This is a genomic window from uncultured Friedmanniella sp., from assembly GCF_964244285.1.
In the GTDB taxonomy this organism is placed as follows: domain Bacteria; phylum Actinomycetota; class Actinomycetes; order Propionibacteriales; family Propionibacteriaceae; genus Microlunatus.
Genome location: NZ_CAXTHT010000001.1, coordinates 667441 through 684799, shown reverse-complemented (window position 1 = coordinate 684799; position 17359 = coordinate 667441). Strand labels below are relative to the sequence as shown.

The following is a 17359-nucleotide window of genomic DNA, read 5'->3' as shown; positions in this document are numbered from 1 at the left end:
CCCGCGGATGGCCTCAGCCGTCGACGCCCCGCTCGCCCCCGCAGCCCGTAGCCCCAACGCCCCCGGCCGTCGTCGCGGCCTGAACGAGCGCAAGAAGTCCCGTACGGGCTGGATGTTCGTCCTGCCGTTCGTGGTCGTCTTCGTCGCGTTCTTGATCTTGCCGCTGCTGTACGCGTTCTACCTCAGCCTGTACAGCAAGGGACTCGCCACGGGCGTGGTGTTCGCGGGCCTGAAGAACTACACGACGGCCTTCACCGATCCCTCGTTCCTGCACGGGGTCTGGTTCGTCATCCGCTTCGCCGTCGTGCTGATCCCGGTGCAGATGCTCGTGTCGCTGGCTCTGGCGCTGGTGCTGGACGCGATCACGACCCGGTTCGCCCGTTTCGCCCGGCTGATGATCTTTCTCCCCTACGCCATTCCGGCCGTCATCGGCGCGTTGATGTGGGGCTTCCTCTACAGCCCGACCTTCGGGCCGATGCAGCAGATCTTCGGGCTGTTCGGGGCGCAGGCCCCGTTCCTGCTCAGTACCGACAACGTCTTCGTGGGCCTGATGAACGTGGTGACCTGGCAGTGGGCGGGCTACTACATGATCATCATCTTCGCTGCGCTGCAGGGCATCGACGCCACCGTCTACGAGGCGGCCCGGATCGACGGGGCGAACTCCTGGCAGATCGCCTTCCGGATCAAGGTGCCGATGGTGGCCTCGTCACTCACCCTGATCCTCGTCTTCGCGCTGATCGGCACGCTGCAGTTCTTCACCGAACCCCAGATCCTGAGGCTGGTGTCCAACGGGACCATCACCCCGGACTTCACCCCGAACATCTACGCGTTCAGCCAGGCGTTCGCCTACGCGAACTTCAACTACGCCTCGGCGATCAGCTTCTCCCTCGGCATCGTGGTGTTCATCGCGGTCTACCTCTTCCTGTTCCTCACTCGCAAGCGCGGCGGGAGCCTCTTCTCATGACCACAGCGACCCCGACCCTGTCCACGTCGAGGGCCAAGACGAGCTCAACCGCCGACGACCAGCGCAGGCGCACCCCGGCCGGCAGGCTGGTGCTGCCGTACCTGTTCCTGGGTGCGCTGGTCGTCTACTTCCTGATCCCGATCTGGTGGCTCTTCGTGGCCAGCACCAAGAACGTCACCGGGCTGTTCAGCGGCGCGCACGGGGCGCTCTGGTTCGACCGGGTCTTCGCCCTGGTGCCGAACCTGCACGACCTGGTCACCTACAACGGCGGGATCTACCTTCGCTGGCTCGGGAACTCCCTGTTCTACGCCCTCACCGGCGGGCTCGGAGCGACGATCCTCAGCGTTCTCGCGGGCTACGGTCTGGCGAAGTTCACCTTCCGGGGGCGACGGCTGATGCTCGCGGTGCTGCTCGGCTCGGTGATGGTGCCGTTGACGGCGCTCGTCATCCCGACCTTCGTGCTGTTCTCCAACCTCAACCTGACCGACACCATCTGGGCCGTCATCCTGCCGTCACTGCTGAATCCCTTCGGCGTCTACCTGATGATGGTCTACGTCAGCGACGCCGTGCCGGACGAACTGCTCGACGCGGCGCGCGTCGACGGAGCCGGCGAGGTGAAGATCTTCGCCCAGGTGGCCTTCCCGCTGATGCGGCCGGCGTTCGTCACCGTCCTGCTGCTCTCGATCGTCGCCACCTGGAACAACTTCTTCCTGCCGCTGGCCATGCTGTCCAACAGCAAGCTCTTCCCGATCACCGTCGGCCTCAACCTCTGGGTCGGCCAGGCCTCGTCCAACAACAGCGGTGGCACTTCGCTCTGGGGCCTGATCATCGTCGGCTCGCTGGTGTCGGTCATCCCGCTGGTGATCGCCTTCCTCTCCCTGCAGAAGTACTGGCAGGGTGGACTGTCCCTCGGCGCGCTCAAGTGACCCCGTAACCCTCTCCTCGGCCCCACCTCCTCACCCTCACGCAACCGGAAGCGGTACGACGACCATGCCCTCAGCCTCGCTCACCCTCGATCCCCACTTCACCGTCGGCACGGTGCAGCGCCGCCTCTTCGGCTCCTTCGTCGAGCACCTCGGCCGCTGTGTCTACGACGGGATCTATGAGCCCGGGCACCCGACCGCCGACACCGAGGGCTTCCGGGCCGACGTGATCGAGCTGGTCCGCGAGCTCGGCGTCTCGGCGATCCGCTACCCGGGCGGGAACTTCGTCTCCGGCTTCCGGTGGGAGGACGCCGTTGGGCCCCACGGTGACCGCCCGGCCCGGCTGGATCTGGCCTGGCACTCGACGGAGACCAACGAGGTGGGCCTCGACGAGTTCGCCGGCTGGCTCGACAAGGTGGGCAGCGAGCTGATGTACGCGGTCAACCTGGGCACCCGGGGCGTGCTGGAGGCTCTCGACGTGCTCGAGTACGCGAACATCCGCTCCGGCACCAAGCTGTCGGACCAGCGGATCAAGAACGGCCGGGTGGAGCCGTACCGGGTGAAGATGTGGTGCCTCGGCAACGAGATGGACGGACCCTGGCAGCTCGGTCACCGCAACGCCGAGGACTACGGCAAGCTCGCCTCGCAGACGGCGAAGGCGATGCGCCAGCTGGACGAGGGTCTCGAGCTCGTGGTCTGCGGCAGCTCGAACGCGAACATGCCGACCTTCGGCTCGTGGGAGCACACCGTGCTGCTGCACACCTACGACGACGTCGACTTCATCTCCTGCCACGTCTACTACGAGGAGCGCGACGGCGACGCGGCCAGCTTCCTCGCCACGGCCACCAACATGGACCACTTCATCGAGTCCGTGGTCGCGACCGCGGACACGGTCCGGGCGCAGCTCAACCGCACGAAGCGGATCAACATCTCCTTCGACGAGTGGAACGTCTGGTACCAGCAGCGGTTCCACGCCGAGGAGCAGATCACCGACATCGAGCAGTGGCCGGTCGCGCCGCGGCTGCTCGAGGACTCCTACTCCGTCATCGACGCCGTGGTGGTGGGGAACCTGCTGATCTCCCTGCTCAAGCACGCCGACCGGGTGACCTCGGCCTCGCTGGCCCAGCTGGTCAACGTGATAGCGCCGATCATGACCGAGCCGGGCGGGGCCGCCTGGCGCCAGACCACCTTCTTCCCCTTCGCGATCACCTCCCGCCTGGCGGTCGGCGAGGCGCTGGACGTCAAGCTGACCACCGGCACCTACGACACCGCCGTCTACGGCGCGGTCCCGCTGGTCGACGCGGTCGCCACCCACGACGCCGGGACGGGCCGGACGGCGATCTTCCTGGTCAACCGCAGCCTCGACGCCGCCACCACGGTCAGCGTCGACGTGAGCCACCTCGGTCCGGTCTCCCTGCTGGAGACCCACACCCTGGCCGACGACGACATCTACGCCACGAACACCCTGGCCGACCAGGACCGGGTCAGGGTGGCCCCGAACGAGAGCGCGGCCGTGGCGGACGGCACCCTGACCATCGAGCTGCCCGCCGTCTCCTGGACCGCCGTCTCCCTGGGCTGACCGTCTCCTGAGCGTGTTCTGTTCCTGAGCTGTCGAAGGTCGATGACTTTTGTCGGCGGTCCTGGTCATGATGGGCAGAACCGGCGGGGTGCCGGTCACCGGCTTCGAGGAGAGCGTCATGTCGTCAGTCCTGAGTCCCTACCTGAGCTTCGCGGGCAACGCCCGGGAGGCGCTGGAGTTCTATGCGTCGGTGTTCGGAGGGGACCTGCTGCTGACCACCTTCGCCGAGTTCGGGATGGACGCGCACGGCGCCGAGCCCGAGCAGATCATGCACGGCCAGCTGAACGCCGCGAAGGGTTTCGTCCTGATGGCCTCCGACACCCCGCCGGGCATGGGCCAGCCGTCCGGCAACAGCATCACCGTCTGCCTCAGCGGCACCGATGTCGACGACCTCCGCGGGTACTTCGACAAGCTCGCCGAGGGCGCCGAGGTCACCATGCCGCTGCAGAAGCAGGTGTGGGGCGACTACTACGGCCAGCTCACCGACCGGTTCGGAACCCCCTGGATGGCCAACATCTCGGGCAACCAGCCCGAGGCCTGACCCCGGCCGCCCCACCGCACACCAGGCCCAGCCCAACCCCACCCACCTCCGCCCCGCCCTCCCCGCTCGACCCCCCCGCCTGTCCTGGCCTGAGGTCGGCCGGTCACTTCACAGCCCTAGGAGTCGCGACACACCGCTCCGCGCGGCCCGTCGCGGCGCGTAGGGGTGTGAAGTGACCGGCCGGAAGGTCCGGGGGCGGGGTCCCGCGCCGGCGATCCCCGGGGCGGCGCCGGGCGGGGGTCGGGCGTCCGGGGTGGGGCCGGGGTGGCGGTCCCGCTCAGGCGGGCGGGCGGGTCATGGCCAGGACGTCGAGGGCGGAGTCGAGCTGGTCTTCGGTGAGGGATCCGTCGGTGACGTAGCCGGACTCGAGGACGACCTCACGGATCGTCTTGCCCTCCTTCAACGCCTTCTTCGCCACGGCGGCGGCCTTCTCGTAGCCGAGGTAGCGGTTGAGGGGGGTGACGATCGAGGGGGAGGACTCCGCCAAGGTGCGGCAGTGGTCGACGTTGGCGGTGATGCCGTCGACGCAGCGGTCAGCCAGCAGTCGGCTGACGTTGGCGATGAGCCGGATCGACTCCAGCACGTTGCGGGCCATCACCGGCAGCATCACGTTGAGCTCGAAGTTGCCCGCCGCACCTGCGAAGGCGACGGTGGCGTCGTTGCCGATCACCTGGGCGCACACCATCACCGTGGCCTCGCAGATCACCGGGTTGACCTTGCCCGGCATGATCGAGGATCCCGGCTGCAGGTCGGGCAGCGCGATCTCGCCGAGCCCGGCGCGCGGGCCCGAACCCATCCAGCGCAGGTCGTTACAGATCTTGTTGAGGCTGACGGCCACCGTGCGCAGCGCGCCGGACGCCTCCACCAGCGCGTCCCGCGCCCCCTGGGCCTCGAAATGGTTGCGCGCCTCCGTCAGCGGCAGTCCGGTTTGCTCGGCCACGATGGCAATCACCGACGGCGCGAAGCCGGCCGGGGTGTTGATGCCGGTACCCACGGCCGTCCCGCCCAGGGGCAGCTCGGCCACCCGCGGCACGACGGCCTGGATCCGCTCGACGCCGTAGCCGATCTGGGCCGCGTAGCCGCCGAACTCCTGGCCGAGGGTCACCGGTGTGGCGTCCATCAAGTGGGTGCGGCCACTCTTGACCACCGCCGCGAACTCGTCGGCCTTGGTGGCCAGCGACTGCTGGAGGTGCTGGAGCGCGGGCACCAGCACGTCGACCAGCCCCTGGGTGGCGGCGATGTGGATCGCGCTCGGGAACACGTCGTTGCTGGACTGGGAGGCGTTGACGTGGTCGTTCGGGTGCACCGTCTCGCCCAGCAGGCTGCTGGCGAGGGAGCCGATCACCTCATTGGCGTTCATGTTGCTTGAGGTGCCTGACCCGGTCTGGAAGACGTCGATGGGGAACTGGTCGTCGTGCTCGCCGGCGGCCACCTCGGCCGCGGCACTGACGATCGCGTCCGCCCGCCCGGGGGTCAGGACGCCGAGCCGGGCGTTGGTCTGCGCGGCCGCGCCCTTGATCTGAGCGAGCGCGGCCACCAGGGCCGGGTCGATGGGAACCCCGGAGATCGGGAAGTTCTCGACCGCGCGCTGGGTCTGCGCCTGCCACCGCGCGGTCGCGGGGACTCGGACCTCGCCCATCGTGTCGTGCTCGATCCGGAAGTCTTCAGCCATGCCGTCATTCTGCCCTGACCCGTCTGCGGGCCGCGCCACCGTGTAGATCACGTAGCTGAAGTCGCGGCCTTCGCGGCGCACCTGGTGGCGCTGCTCGGCGGCCGGACCGAGGGCGGCCAGCGCGGCGAGCAGGGCCGGCGCGCGACCCTGGCACCAGATCGCCAGCACGCCGCCGGGGGTCAACCGGTCGTACGCCCGCGCCAGCAGCTCCGCACCGTAGAGGCCGGCGTTGCTCTCGTGGATCAAGAAGTCAGGTCCGTTGTCGACGTCGAGCAGGACCGCGTCCCACGGTCCCGGCGGTCCGGCCGCGCCGCGCAGCACGGCCGCCACGTCAGCAACGTGCAGTCGAACCCGCGGATCGGTGGCCACGGTGGCCAGCACCGGCGTCCGCCCCTGCTGCGCCCAGCTGACGAGCAGGGTCTCCAACTCGACCACGTCGAGCCGCTCCAGGGCCGGACCGGCGGCGGCGTCGAGCGCGAGAACCGCAGCCGCGGTGTACCCGAGGCCGAGGCCGCCGACCAGTACCCGCCGAGCCCGAACCGGTACAAGAGCGCCGAGCGCGCGTTCGCTCGAGGTCTCCGTGCTGTCCATGGTGAACACGCCGTTCACGACGAGCTCGATCACCGGGCCGGTCGCACCGGGGCGGAGGCGCAGCAGCAGGTCGCCCCGGGACGACGTCCCCGCCGCCAGGATCCTCGGCTGGGTCATCCCCCCATCGTGGACGCTCCTCAGCTGGCCAGCGGACTCATCTCGTCCTCGCCGAGGTACTCCCGCAGCGAGCGCAGCACGCGGACCAGCCAGCGTGAGATCTGCATCTGGCTGACGCCGAACTCGGTGGCGATCTCCCGCTGGCTCAGCTCGGAGTAGAAGCGAAGGTAGACCAGCCGGCGGTCACGCTCGCTCAGTTGGCGGTAGGCCGGCTGCAGGGTCAACGAGGTTTCGACCAGGTCGTAGCGGGCCTCGACCTCGGACAGGCTCTCGCCCAGTGACTCCGCGCGCTGCCCGACGGGCGCGTCCAGCGACGACGCCTGGAAGCAGCCGTCCACCTGTCGTGCCGCCCGGACCTCGTCCTCGGTGAGCGAGAGGTGCGTGGCCAGCTCGCTGACCGTCGGCCACCGGAGCAGCTCCTGGGTCAGGTCCTCGCGGGCCCGGGCGATGCTCGCCGCGTTCTCCTGGATGCAACGCGGCGGCTTGACCGACCACGCCCGGTCGCGGAAGTGGCGGCGGATCACGCCCATCATCGTGGGCAGGGCGAAGCCGAGGAACGAGCCGAGCGCCGGGTCGTAGCGGACGCTGGCCTCGACCAGCCCCAGTCGAGCCACCTGGACGAGGTCCTGGTGGTCCTGGCCACGGCGGCCGTAGTGACGAGCCACCGACTCCGCGGCGTCCAGGTGCAGCAGCACCAGACGGCGCCGCAGCTCGGCGTTCTGTTGCCCGCCGTCGGCGACCAGGAGCTCGGCGGTGATCTGGGCCGAACGCTCGCGACGCAACAGGGCGTTGGTCTCGGGCGGTTCGACCACGGAAGAGAGGTCGAACATGGGGCGCGGCTCGACGGGCGCCGAGGGTTTCGGTGACGAACGGTGCAGGGTGGCGACCGTGGCCGGCGGCCGGTCGCTGCTCGCGGTGACGGTGCGAGTGGGGCTCGTCGGGGTGGTGCTGCGGGGAGTCGTCACCCGAAGCCGAGTGGTGGAGCTGGGCATGCAGCCGCCTCAGGATCTAGAGGACGACGGCAGACTGCTCGACCGACTGCTTTCGACAGTAGCGTGCCTACCCCAGATGCGCGAACACCCCTAGGGCTGGACTGGTTATCCCGCCGCCAGTTGGGTACCTGGACGGCCACGATGCGTTCCCGGCCCCGGGCTGGGTCTGTGTTGAGGTCGGCCGGTTGAGAGGACAGCCGTTCGACCGATCAAAGGTGCCCCCGTGTTTACACCGTAAAGCAGTGGGTACGGTGAGGGGGTGTCGCGCAACCGTGACACCACGTACTAGATCGATTGGAGATCACGTGACTCAGTCGCCATACCTCCCCTCCGACGGGGGACAGGAGCCTCAGACGGGCGAATGGGCGAGCACCGGATCGCCCGCCCCGACCCAGGCCGACTTCGACCCCGCAGCCCCGTACGGACAGTTCGACGAGCCGGTCACCGATCCGCTCGTCGTCAGCACCGCGACTGAGGAGCTCTACGTCCCGGTCGAGACCGACACCACCAGCGGCTCGTCGGCCAAGGAGACGGCCCAGGCCACGGCCGGCGCGGCCAAGGACGAGGCCAGTGACCTCAAGGACACCGCGGTCGACCGCGGTCAGCAGGTCGCCGGTGTCGCCAAGGAGCAGGCCTCGGCCGTCAAGGACACCGCGGTCGACAAGGGCCAGCAGGTCGTCGACGTCGCCAAGGAGCAGGCTGCCGCGGTGACTTCGGAGGCGACCAACCACGCCAAGGACCTGCTCGAGCAGGGTCGTGGCGAGGTCGCGAGCCAGCTGGTCACCCAGCAGCAGCGGCTCGGTTCGCTGGTGCACTCCTTCGCCGAGGAGCTCGGCTCGATGGGGTCCAGCGCCGACAACCCCGGTCCGCTGAGCGGACTGGCCAAGCAGGGCTCGCGGACCGTTGGGGAGCTCGCCCACCGGCTCGAGAACAGCGAGCCTGCCGACCTGCTCGAGGACCTCCGTAACTTCGCGCGTCGCCGGCCGGTCGCCTTCCTCACCGGCGCGGCCGTCGCGGGCATCGTCGTCGGCCGGCTCAGCCGCAGCCTGGCCTCGGAGGCCCACGACAAGAAGGTCGCCGCGGAGACCCCGGCCCTGCCGGCCTCCACCGGTACCTACGCCACGACCACGAGCGGGTACGACTCGGGCAGCTACACCACCGGCGGCTACGAGACCGGCACCTACGCCACCGGCGCCCCGACCTACGCCACCGACGCTCCCGTCGCCGGCTACACCGAGACTGTCGGATACGACGACACCGTCTCCTACGCCGAGCCCGGCCGGGGTGACATCACCCGATGACGAGTCCGTACCCCACCGGGGCCTCGTCGGTGGAGCCCGAGCGTTCCACGTCGGACGGGCCGTCCATCGGCGACCGGCTCGGTGACGTCACCCGCGACCTCAGCACCCTGATGCGCCAAGAGGTGGCCCTGGCCAAGGCCGAGGTCAGCCAGTCCGCGTCGAACGCCGGTAAAGGCATCGGCATGCTCGTCGGTGCCGCCCTCGGCGGCTTCTTCGTGCTGCTGTTCCTCTCGCAGACCCTGTGGGTCGCGCTGGGCAAGCACCTCGGCTACGGCTGGTCGGCCCTCATCGTCGCCGTGATCTGGGCGATCATCGCGGTCGTCCTGGCCGTCGTCGGCCGCGCCGAGCTGAAGAAGATCCGCGGTGTGCCCGACACCACCGAGAGCCTCGGCAAGATCCCGAACGCACTCAAAGGCCAAGAGGAGAAGAACCTGTGAGCAGCCAGAGCCCCGAAGAAATCCGTGCTGAGATCGAGCGCACCCGCGCCAACCTGAGCAGCGACGTCGACGCGCTGGCCGACCAGGCCAACCCGAAGAACATCGCCAAGCGTCAGGTCGACAAGGTCAAGGACAAGGGAGTCGGCATCAAGGACCGGATCATGGGCACCGTCGACGACGCGAAGGACGCGGTGACCGACAAGGTCCACGGCGCCACCGACTCGCTGCACGGTACGGCTGACAACGCCTCCGGCACCGCCTCCGACGTGGCGGGCTCGGTCTCAGACCGGGCCCACGGAGCCGTGTCATCCGCCCAGGGCGCGCTGTCCTCGGCGCAGGGCACCGTGGCCGACGCTCCGGCCCTGGCCAAGCGGCGGACCCAGGGCAACCCCCTCGCTGCCGGTCTGGTCGCCTTTGGTGCCGGTCTGCTGATCAGCTCGCTGATCCCGGCCACCACCAAGGAGAAGGACCTCGCCGTCACGGTCAAGGACAAGGCCGAGCCGCTCAAGGCCGGTATCACCGATGCCGCCAAGGAGGTCGCGTCCAACCTCAAGGAGCCGGCGCAGCAGGCGGCCCAGTCGGTCAAGGAGACCGCGACCGACGCCGTGACCACGGTCAAGGACGAGGGAACCTCCGCGGCCGCCGACGTCAAGGACCACGCGCAGCAGGCGACCGCCACGGTCAAGGACGAAGGTGCGTCTGCCGCGTCCGACGTCCAGGGCCAGGCCCAGGAGGCCAAGAGCAACGTCCAGGACACGGCAACGTCCTGAACGCCCACGCTGATCGCCCGACGATCTCGTCGACCCCAGGTCCCACCGCGCCGCTGGCTCTCGTAGCCGGCGCCTCGCGGGGCCTGGGGTTGCTCGTCGCCCGGGAGCTGGGACGCCGCGGACACCGGTTGGTGATCTGCGCCCGGTCAGGGGAAGAGCTCGACGCGGCGCGTGAGCAGCTGACGGCCGAAGGGCTGGCCGTGCGTACGGCCGTGTGCGACGTCAGCGACGCCGACGCCGTCGACGAGCTGGTGACCGCGGTCGAGACCCAGGACGGTCCGATCGAGGTCGCCGTCGTCGTCGCCGGCGTGATCCAGGTAGGACCGCTGGCCTCGCTGACCCGGGCCCACTTCGACGAGGCCATCTCGATCATGCTCTGGGGCCCGATCAACGTCGGGCTGGCCGTCTCGGGGCCGATGCGCGGTCGTGGCTCCGGCCGGATCGGCATCATCACCTCCATCGGCGGGCTGGTGCCCGTGCCGCACCTGCTGCCGTACAGCACGGCGAAGTTCGGGGCGGTCGGGTTCTCGGCCGGGCTGAGGTCCGAGCTCGCGGGGACCGGCGTCAAGGTCACCACGGTCGCCCCCGGGCTGATGCGTACGGGCTCGCACCTGCGCGCCACGTTCACCGGTCGACAAGGTGCCGAGTACGCCTGGTTCGCCCCCTCGGCGACACTGCCGCTGATCTCGATGAACCCCGAGAAGGCCGCTGCCACGATCGTGGACGGAGTGCTGGCCGGCCGCGCGTACGTCCTGCTGAGTCTGCTCACGAAGGTCGGCGCCCGGGTCAACGGGCTCGCGCCCACCACCACCGCCGCCCTGATGGGCATCTTCTCGCGCTTGCTGCCGGAAGGGCCGGCTCCGTCCGGCACGGACACGGTGCAGGGCTACCAGGTGGAGGAGCGGCTCAAGGCCGTGCCGGCAGCGCTGGTCAAAGCCGTGACGGTGCTCGGCCGGGCCTCGGCCCGGCGCTGGAACCAAGCACCAACCAAAATCTGAGTCGCTCAGGACGTCCCCCGCTGGGTAGGGACGAGAGACACCGCGGTCCCGACGGACCAGGGCCACCAAGGAGACACTGATGACCGATCAATACACGTTCGCCGACCCCTCGAAGCTCTACAGCGACATCACGACCAAGGCCCAGAGCCAGGATGGTCCGGGTCTCGATGCCGACCTCTCGAGCAAGGCCGATCTCGGCGAGGACACCTACCGTGGCCTCGGGCGGCTCGTCGGGCGCAAGGCCCTCATCACCGGTGGGGACTCCGGCATCGGTGGTGCCACCGCGATCGCGTTCGCCCGTGAGGGAGCCGATGTCGCCATCTCCTACTTGCCCGAGGAGGAGGAGGACGCCCAGCGCATCGCCGGCCTGATCACCGCGGCCGGGCAGAAGGCCCTGACGATCCCGGGCGACCTGACTGACCCGGTCTACTGCCGCGAGCTCGTGGCACAGGCGGTCGAGGGTCTCGGCGGCCTCGACATCCTGGTCAACAACGGCGGGAAGCAGCAGACGCGGGACTCTCTCGACGAGATCACCGACGAGCAGTTCGACGAGACCTTCAAGACGAACGTCTACGCCATGTTCTGGATCACCAAGGCCGCGCTGCCGCACCTCAAGCCCGGAGCCTCGATCATCAACACCTCCTCGATCCAGGCCTACTCGCCCTCGGAGACCCTCGTCGACTACGCCTCGACCAAGGCCACCATCAACACCTTCTCGAAGGCCCTGTCCCAGCAGCTCGCGCCGAAGGGCATCCGCGTCAACGTCGTCGCTCCGGGTCCGATCTGGACCCCGCTGCAGACCGCGGGTGGCCAGCCCACGGAGGCGCTGCCCACCTTCGGGGAAGACACCCCGCTCGGGCGCCCGGGACAGCCCGCCGAGCTCGCGCCGGCGTTCGTCTTCCTCGCGTCCGCCGAGTCGAGCTATGTGATCGGGGAGACCCTGCACGTCAACGGTGGGATGCCGACCCCGTGACCGCGGTCGACCTCGACCCCACCGGGTTCGCCGTCGTCACCGGGGCGTCCAGCGGGATCGGACTCGAGCTGGCCCTGCTCTTCGCCGGCGACGGCCACGACCTGCTGCTCTGCGCCGAGGACGACGGCCTCGAGGCGGCGGCGGCGCACTGCCGGGCGGCCGGCGTGGACGTGACGACCTTTCGCACCGACCTGGCCTCCGCCGAGGGGGTCGAGTCGCTCTACGAGGCAGTCATCGCCACCGGGCGGGCGGTGGACGCGGCCGCGCTCAACGCCGGTGTCGGCCAGGGGGGCGCCTTCGTCGACACCGAGGTGTCGGCGCTGCTGCAGGTGGTCCAGCTCAACGCGACCTCGACGATGCACCTGACCCGCCTGCTGCTGGCGGACATGGTGGCGCGCGGCCAGGGTCGGCTGCTGCTGACCTCCTCCATCGCGTCCACGATCCCGGGGGCCTTCCAGGCGGTCTACAACGCGTCGAAGTCGTTCGTGCAGTCCCTCGCCGAGGCGCTGCAGGAGGAGCTCCGCGACAGCGAGGTCACCCTGACCTCGCTGATGCCCGGACCGACGGAGACCAACTTCTTCCACCGTGCCGGGATGGACGACACGGTGATGGGCCGCGGCCCGAAAGACGACGCCGCCGATGTCGCCCGGCAGGGTTACGAGGCGCTGCTGGCGGGCAAGGACCGGGTCGTCGCCGCCTCCCTGATGACGAAGGCCCAAGAGCTGGGGGCGAAGGTGGTGCCGGACAAGATCAAGGCGGCGGTGCACCGCCAGATCGCCGAGCCGCGTCAGTCCGGCCCGGACCAGACCGCCGGCCCCGACGACGAGGTGAGCCGGTGAGCGAGCACGACGACCAGCAGACGTACGAGGACTTCCAGGACGCGGTCACCATGACCCGGAAACAGCTCACGGACTGGCTCGAGACCGACGAGGCCAAGGGTGCCGGCCAGAAGAAAAACGGCGACGCCGAGTCCACCGGGCACGAGTCGGGACGTCACATCCTCGACATCCTCGACAAGAACAAGGCCGACCTCGACGCCGACGACTACGCGCACATGCGCAAGGTGGTCAGCTACGTCAAGCGGCACTCGGCGCAGCGCCCCGACGGCGACGTCACCGAGACGCCGTGGCGGTACTCACTGATGAACTGGGGCCACGACCCGCTCGGCTAGTGGGTCGGCGGCCCGACTTGGCTGGGTCTGTGAGGATAGGGACGTGGCCCGCCCGAAAAAGCCTTCGTCCATGGGCGACCTCCTGCGGTCCATCGCCGTGATCGCGATCCCGCTGGTGATCATCACCTACTTCTTCACGCGCACACCGGACAACCCGCCCGTCCAGGTGGTGGACTACCGGCCGGTGCTGGCTCAGGCCCGCAGCAAGGCGCCTTTCGGGGTGCTCGCGCCGACGGCCGTGCCCGAGGACTGGCGCGCGACCCGGGCCAGCTGGCTCACCACCGGCCAGCCCGGGATCGGCGGGGCCCCCTCGCCGCGGAACCTGTGGCAGCTCGGCTTCCTCAACTCCGACGACGTCTACATCGAGCTCGACCAGGGCGACCTGCGGGGCAAGGACCTGATCGACGACCGCACCCGACAGGGACTGCCCGACGGCCAGAGCACGGTCGGTGGCCAGGTCTGGCAACGGGTGATCAGCCCGGACGAGCGCACCCGGTCCCTGGTGATGGCGTCCTCGGCCGTCACGACGGTCGTCGTCGGCGACCTGCCCTACACCGATCTGGAGTCCTACGCGGCCACCCTCAGCTCCGCCGCCTGAGGTCCCGCACCTGCTCGGAGGTGGGCGGCGCTCTGGCACGAGCGTGAGCGGCCGCAAGATTCCTGCCACTATGCTGACGCCCGTGTCCCCCCGGTCCCCGCTCTCGTCGGTCAGCGTGATCCTGGTCGAGCCCGTGTCGGTGTTCGAGTTCGGCGTGGCGGTGGAGGTCTTCGGACTGGACCGGACCGAGGACGGGGTGCCGCGTTTCGACTTCCGGGTCTGCGCCGAGCGTCCAGGGGGACCGCTGGCCACCACGACGACCTCGGCCCTGACCGTCTCGGCCACCCACGGGCTCGACACCGTGGTCGGCAGCGATCTGGTCATCGTCGCGGCCACCCCGGCCCGCGCGGGCTCGGAGTACCCGGCCGCGGTGCTCGACGTGCTGCGCCGGGCGCACGCAGCAGGGTCGACCCTGCTGAGCCTGTGCTCGGGATCGTTCGTCCTCGGCGCCGCCGGTCTGCTCGACGGGCGGCCCTGCACCACCCACTGGCGCCACGTGGCGGCGATGCAGCAGGAGTTCCCGCTGGCCCGGCTCGACCCACGCGCCCTGTTCGTCGACGACGGCGACATCATCACCAGTGCCGGTACCGCCGCGGGCATCGACGCCTGCCTGCACCTGGTGCGCCGCGAGCTGGGGACCGCCGTCGCCACCCGGATCGCCCGCCTGATGGTGGTGCCGCCTCAGCGGGATGGCGGTCAGCAGCAGTTCGTCGAGACACCTATCCCCACCTCGACGGCGGCCAGTCTGGCCCCGGTCCTGGCCTGGGTGCTCGACCACCTCGCCGACCAGCACACCGCGTCCTCGCTCGCGCGGCGGGCGGCGACAAGCGACCGCACCTTTGCCCGGCGGTTCAGCGCGGAGACCGGCACCACGCCTCACCGCTGGCTGGTCCAGCAGCGCATCCTCGCCGCCCGCAGCCTGCTCGAGGAGAGCGACCTCGGCGTGGAGCAGATCGCCGCCCGGGTCGGCTTCAACTCCGCGGTGGTGCTCCGCGAGCACTTCCGCCGCGAGATCGGTCTCGCGCCGGTCGACTACCGGCGCCGCTTCGTCGCCCCGAAGCCCGCTGCCACCCCGGCCGACCTGGAGCTCTCCGCCTGACCACCGTCGTGCCGCGGCCCCGACGGGTCAGCGCCCTTGGTCGCCCTGGCAACCACCCGCGCTGACAACTCGGTTCAGGAGGGCGGCGTGGTGGCTCGGGCAGCGTCGACCTTGGCCTTGGCGCCGTCCAGTCGCTGCTGGCAGACCGCGGCCAACTGCTCGCCGCGTTCCCAGAGGGCCAACGACTCGTCCAGCGGGACGCCGCCGGACTCGAGCCGCTGCACCACCTGGACCAGCTCGTCTCGGGCCTGCTCATAGGTCAGCTCGGCCAGGTCGACACCGTCCGCGCTCATCGGGCAGCGCCTGCGGTCGGCCAGCTGGCCGGACGCTGTTCCCGGGCCTCGAGCACCAGCTGCCCGTCGACCAGGTAGGCCAGCAGGTCGTCGCCCTCGTCGATCTCGGTCACCGAGGTGACGGCGTGCCCGTCCGGACCGACGAGAATCGAGTAGCCGCGTTCCAACGTCGCCTTCGGCGACATGGCCCGGACCCGGGCGAGCTGGTGGTCCAGACCCACCCGCTCCTGCTCCAGCCGGGCAGCGACCGCGCGCTCGCTGCGGTGCCGGAGACCCGCCAGCTGCTCGTAGCGGACCGCGAACGAGGCGGTCGGGTCGGTCAGCACCGGACGTGAGCGCAGGCCGTCCAGCTGTTGCTGCCGCCGGTCGAGCTGCGTGCGCACCGCCCGGTCGAGTCGGGTGCGGGCCTGACCCAGCCGGGCCAGCTCCTCGGTCACGTCCGGCACCACCCGCTTGGCGGCGTCGGTCGGGGTGGAGGCGCGGTAGTCGGCCACCAGGTCGAGGATCGGGTTGTCGGTCTCGTGGCCGATCGCGCTGACCACCGGCGTCCGGCAGGCCGACACCGCCCGGACCAGCCCCTCGTCGGAGAAGGTCAGCAGGTCCTCCAGGGAGCCGCCACCTCGAGCCACCACGATCACATCGACCTCCTCCAGGGCGTCCAGGGCCCGGACGGCGGTGATCAGCTGCTCGCCGGCCTGCGATCCCTGCACCAGGGCGTGGCGGGTCTCGATCCGGACGGCGGGCCAGCGGCGCCGGGCGTTCTCGACGACGTCGCGCTCAGCCGCACTGCCGGCGGCGGTCACGAGCCCGACGACGCGGGGCAGGAACGGGAGCGGCCGCTTGCGAGCCCGGTCGAACAGTCCCTCGGCCTGCAGCAGCCGCTTGGTCTGCTCGAGCCGGGCCAGCAGCTGCCCCTCGCCGACGGGAGTGATGGCGTCGCAGGCGAAGGAGAAGCGGCCTGAGCCCTCGTAGTAGGAGGGCTTGAGGTGGGCGACAACGGTCGAGCCCTCGGTCAGCGGGCCTGCCGCGTCCAGAGTGGTCGGCGAGACCGTCACCGAGACCGAGACCTCGGACAGCCGGTCTCGCAGGGTGAGGAAGATCAGCTTGCTGCCGGAGCGCCGGTTGATCTCGATCAGCTGGCCCTCGACCCAGACCGCTCCCAGCCGCTCGATCCAGCCGCGGACCAGGTGCACCACCAGCCGCAGCGGCTGCGGGTTCTCCGGTGAGGACTCCAGGGGCACGGGCCGAGCCTAATCGCCGAGCGGCGGCAACGACGGCGACCCGCCACCGCGCCCGGAACCTAGACTGGGGTCATGACCGAGACCACGAGCCCCGGCCTGACCGAGTCGCTGCCTGCCGGCCGTCAGGTCCTGCTCGCCGCTCCACGCGGCTACTGCGCGGGCGTCGACCGAGCCGTCGTGACGGTCGAGAAGGCCCTCGACACCTACGGCGCCCCCGTCTACGTACGAAAGCAGATCGTGCACAACCGGCACGTGGTCGAGAACCTGCAGGCCCGCGGTGCCGTCTTCGTGGAGGAGCTCGACGAGGTACCGGTCGGCGCCACCGTCGTCTTCTCGGCCCACGGGGTCTCACCCGCGGTGCACGCCGAAGCCGCCGAGCGCGGGCTGAAGGCCATCGATGCGACCTGTCCGCTGGTCACCAAGGTGCACCACGAGGCCCGGCGCTTCGCTCGCGAGGGGCTGGAGATCCTGCTGATCGGCCACGCCGGTCACGAGGAGGTCGAGGGCACCACCGGGGAGGCACCCGAGCAGATCACCCTGGTCCAGTCGCCCGCGGACGTGGCCGGCGTCGAGCTCCGCGACCCCAGCCGGGTGGCCTGGCTCAGCCAGACCACGCTCAGCGTGGACGAGACACTGCAGACGGTGGACAGGCTGCGCGAGAAGTTCCCGCAGCTGATGGACCCGCCCAGCGACGACATTTGCTACGCCACCTCCAACCGGCAGCTGGCCATCAAGCAGATCGCGCAGCGCAGCGACCTGGTCATCGTCGTCGGCTCGGCCAACTCCTCGAACTCGGTCCGGCTGGTCGAGGTCGCCCTGGAGGCCGGCGCTCGCGCCTCCTACCGGGTGGACAACGCCGGCGAGGTCGACCCCGCCTGGTTCGAGGGGGTCGAGAGTGTCGGCGTCACGAGTGGGGCGTCGGTGCCCGAGGACCTGGTCCGGGGGGTCCTCGACCTCCTGGTCCAGCACGGCTTCCCGGTCGCCCAGGAGGAGCGGCTGACCGAGGAGTCCCTGGTCTTCGCCCTGCCGCCCGAGCTCCGTCGCGACCTGCGCCGCGGGATCGCCGCGGACTGACCGGCGGCGGACTGACCTGCCGGGC

At 70.2% G+C, this 17359-nt stretch carries 18 protein-coding genes; 14 read left to right on the top strand and 4 right to left on the bottom strand.

Going from position 1 to position 17359, the window contains the following annotated elements; translation table 11 throughout:
- Positions 1-7 precede the first annotated feature (7 nt).
- From ACFE7W_RS03235 to ACFE7W_RS03220, 4 genes are all read left to right on the top strand, one after another.
- Positions 8-964: a carbohydrate ABC transporter permease gene (locus ACFE7W_RS03235; protein WP_375423322.1), complete on the top strand. Its 957-nt coding sequence runs from the start codon at positions 8-10 to the stop codon at positions 962-964.
- Entirely contained in the window at positions 961-1890 is a 930-nt protein-coding gene (locus ACFE7W_RS03230) for a carbohydrate ABC transporter permease (protein WP_375423321.1), read from the top strand. The genes ACFE7W_RS03235 and ACFE7W_RS03230 overlap by 4 nt, the downstream gene beginning before the upstream one ends.
- A 64-nt stretch (positions 1891-1954) precedes the next feature.
- Positions 1955-3466: an alpha-N-arabinofuranosidase gene (locus ACFE7W_RS03225; RefSeq protein WP_375423320.1), complete on the top strand. Its 1512-nt coding sequence runs from the start codon at positions 1955-1957 to the stop codon at positions 3464-3466.
- A 118-nt stretch (positions 3467-3584) separates the two neighbouring features.
- Positions 3585-4007, top strand: a complete 423-nt coding sequence (locus tag ACFE7W_RS03220; RefSeq protein WP_375423319.1) for a VOC family protein — start codon at positions 3585-3587, stop codon at positions 4005-4007.
- A 277-nt stretch (positions 4008-4284) separates the two neighbouring features.
- Here ACFE7W_RS03220 and ACFE7W_RS03215 read toward each other — a convergent pair whose 3' ends face one another.
- Both ACFE7W_RS03215 and ACFE7W_RS03210 read right to left on the bottom strand, forming a co-directional pair.
- Positions 4285-5679, bottom strand: coding sequence for a class II fumarate hydratase (locus ACFE7W_RS03215; protein WP_375423537.1), 1395 nt, complete (start codon positions 5677-5679; stop codon positions 4285-4287).
- Positions 5680-6407: 728 nt separating this feature from the next.
- Positions 6408-7379, bottom strand: a complete 972-nt coding sequence (locus ACFE7W_RS03210) for a sigma-70 family RNA polymerase sigma factor (RefSeq protein ID WP_375423318.1) — start codon at positions 7377-7379, stop codon at positions 6408-6410.
- Positions 7380-7684: 305 nt separating this feature from the next.
- Here ACFE7W_RS03210 and ACFE7W_RS03205 point away from each other — a divergent pair, with 305 nt between their 5' ends.
- The 9 genes from ACFE7W_RS03205 to ACFE7W_RS03165 all read left to right on the top strand — a co-directional run bounded on the left by ACFE7W_RS03205 (position 7685) and on the right by ACFE7W_RS03165 (position 14726).
- Complete coding sequence (locus ACFE7W_RS03205) at positions 7685-8680, top strand: hypothetical protein (RefSeq protein ID WP_375423317.1); 996 nt, start codon at positions 7685-7687, stop codon at positions 8678-8680.
- Complete coding sequence (locus ACFE7W_RS03200; protein WP_375423316.1) at positions 8677-9117, top strand: phage holin family protein; 441 nt, start codon at positions 8677-8679, stop codon at positions 9115-9117. Before ACFE7W_RS03205 ends, ACFE7W_RS03200 begins: the two co-directional genes overlap by 4 nt.
- A complete protein-coding gene (locus ACFE7W_RS03195; protein ID WP_375423315.1) occupies positions 9114-9887 on the top strand; it encodes a DUF3618 domain-containing protein in 774 nt (257 codons plus the stop codon). Before ACFE7W_RS03200 ends, ACFE7W_RS03195 begins: the two co-directional genes overlap by 4 nt.
- Positions 9884-10885, top strand: coding sequence for an SDR family NAD(P)-dependent oxidoreductase (locus ACFE7W_RS03190; RefSeq protein WP_375423536.1), 1002 nt, complete (start codon positions 9884-9886; stop codon positions 10883-10885). Before ACFE7W_RS03195 ends, ACFE7W_RS03190 begins: the two co-directional genes overlap by 4 nt.
- 79 nt (positions 10886-10964) lie before the next feature.
- Complete coding sequence (locus ACFE7W_RS03185) at positions 10965-11858, top strand: SDR family oxidoreductase (protein WP_375423314.1); 894 nt, start codon at positions 10965-10967, stop codon at positions 11856-11858.
- On the top strand, positions 11855-12697 hold the full coding sequence (locus tag ACFE7W_RS03180; RefSeq protein ID WP_375423313.1) for an SDR family NAD(P)-dependent oxidoreductase: 843 nt from the start codon (positions 11855-11857) through the stop codon (positions 12695-12697). The genes ACFE7W_RS03185 and ACFE7W_RS03180 overlap by 4 nt, the downstream gene beginning before the upstream one ends.
- Positions 12694-13029: a DUF3140 domain-containing protein gene (locus ACFE7W_RS03175; protein WP_375423312.1), complete on the top strand. Its 336-nt coding sequence runs from the start codon at positions 12694-12696 to the stop codon at positions 13027-13029. The genes ACFE7W_RS03180 and ACFE7W_RS03175 overlap by 4 nt, the downstream gene beginning before the upstream one ends.
- Before the next feature lie 70 nt (positions 13030-13099).
- The gene (locus tag ACFE7W_RS03170; RefSeq protein ID WP_375423311.1) at positions 13100-13627 is read left to right on the top strand and encodes a DUF4245 domain-containing protein; all 528 of its coding nucleotides are present in this window, start codon (positions 13100-13102) and stop codon (positions 13625-13627) included.
- Between the two features lie 82 nt (positions 13628-13709).
- Positions 13710-14726, top strand: coding sequence for a GlxA family transcriptional regulator (locus ACFE7W_RS03165; RefSeq protein ID WP_375423310.1), 1017 nt, complete (start codon positions 13710-13712; stop codon positions 14724-14726).
- A gap of 74 nt (positions 14727-14800) precedes the next feature.
- On the opposite strand, the gene ACFE7W_RS03160 is transcribed toward ACFE7W_RS03165, so the two are convergent.
- On the bottom strand, positions 14801-15019 hold the full coding sequence (locus ACFE7W_RS03160) for an exodeoxyribonuclease VII small subunit (RefSeq protein WP_375423309.1): 219 nt from the start codon (positions 15017-15019) through the stop codon (positions 14801-14803).
- Entirely contained in the window at positions 15016-16260 is a 1245-nt protein-coding gene (gene xseA, locus ACFE7W_RS03155; protein WP_375423308.1) for an exodeoxyribonuclease VII large subunit, read from the bottom strand. Before xseA ends, ACFE7W_RS03160 begins: the two co-directional genes overlap by 4 nt.
- Positions 16261-16332: 72 nt before the next feature.
- On the opposite strand from xseA, the gene ACFE7W_RS03150 reads away from it, so the two are divergent.
- Positions 16333-17334: a 4-hydroxy-3-methylbut-2-enyl diphosphate reductase gene (locus ACFE7W_RS03150; protein WP_375423307.1), complete on the top strand. Its 1002-nt coding sequence runs from the start codon at positions 16333-16335 to the stop codon at positions 17332-17334.
- Positions 17335-17359 lie beyond the last annotated feature (25 nt).

What these genes read in the sequence shown, in the direction of transcription:
- ACFE7W_RS03150 (WP_375423307.1), top strand. Translation starts at nt 16,333, where the DNA reads ATGACCGAGACCACGAGCCCCGGCCTGACCGAGTCGCTGCCTGCCGGC.
- ACFE7W_RS03230 (WP_375423321.1), top strand. Translation starts at nt 961, where the DNA reads ATGACCACAGCGACCCCGACCCTGTCCACGTCGAGGGCCAAGACGAGC.
- ACFE7W_RS03170 (WP_375423311.1), top strand. Translation starts at nt 13,100, where the DNA reads ATGGGCGACCTCCTGCGGTCCATCGCCGTGATCGCGATCCCGCTGGTG.
- ACFE7W_RS03185 (WP_375423314.1), top strand. Translation starts at nt 10,965, where the DNA reads ATGACCGATCAATACACGTTCGCCGACCCCTCGAAGCTCTACAGCGAC.
- ACFE7W_RS03210 (WP_375423318.1), bottom strand. Translation starts at nt 7,379, where the DNA reads ATGCCCAGCTCCACCACTCGGCTTCGGGTGACGACTCCCCGCAGCACC.
- ACFE7W_RS03160 (WP_375423309.1), bottom strand. Translation starts at nt 15,019, where the DNA reads ATGAGCGCGGACGGTGTCGACCTGGCCGAGCTGACCTATGAGCAGGCC.
- ACFE7W_RS03225 (WP_375423320.1), top strand. Translation starts at nt 1,955, where the DNA reads ATGCCCTCAGCCTCGCTCACCCTCGATCCCCACTTCACCGTCGGCACG.
- ACFE7W_RS03235 (WP_375423322.1), top strand. Translation starts at nt 8, where the DNA reads ATGGCCTCAGCCGTCGACGCCCCGCTCGCCCCCGCAGCCCGTAGCCCC.
- ACFE7W_RS03200 (WP_375423316.1), top strand. Translation starts at nt 8,677, where the DNA reads ATGACGAGTCCGTACCCCACCGGGGCCTCGTCGGTGGAGCCCGAGCGT.
- ACFE7W_RS03220 (WP_375423319.1), top strand. Translation starts at nt 3,585, where the DNA reads ATGTCGTCAGTCCTGAGTCCCTACCTGAGCTTCGCGGGCAACGCCCGG.
- ACFE7W_RS03215 (WP_375423537.1), bottom strand. Translation starts at nt 5,679, where the DNA reads ATGGCTGAAGACTTCCGGATCGAGCACGACACGATGGGCGAGGTCCGA.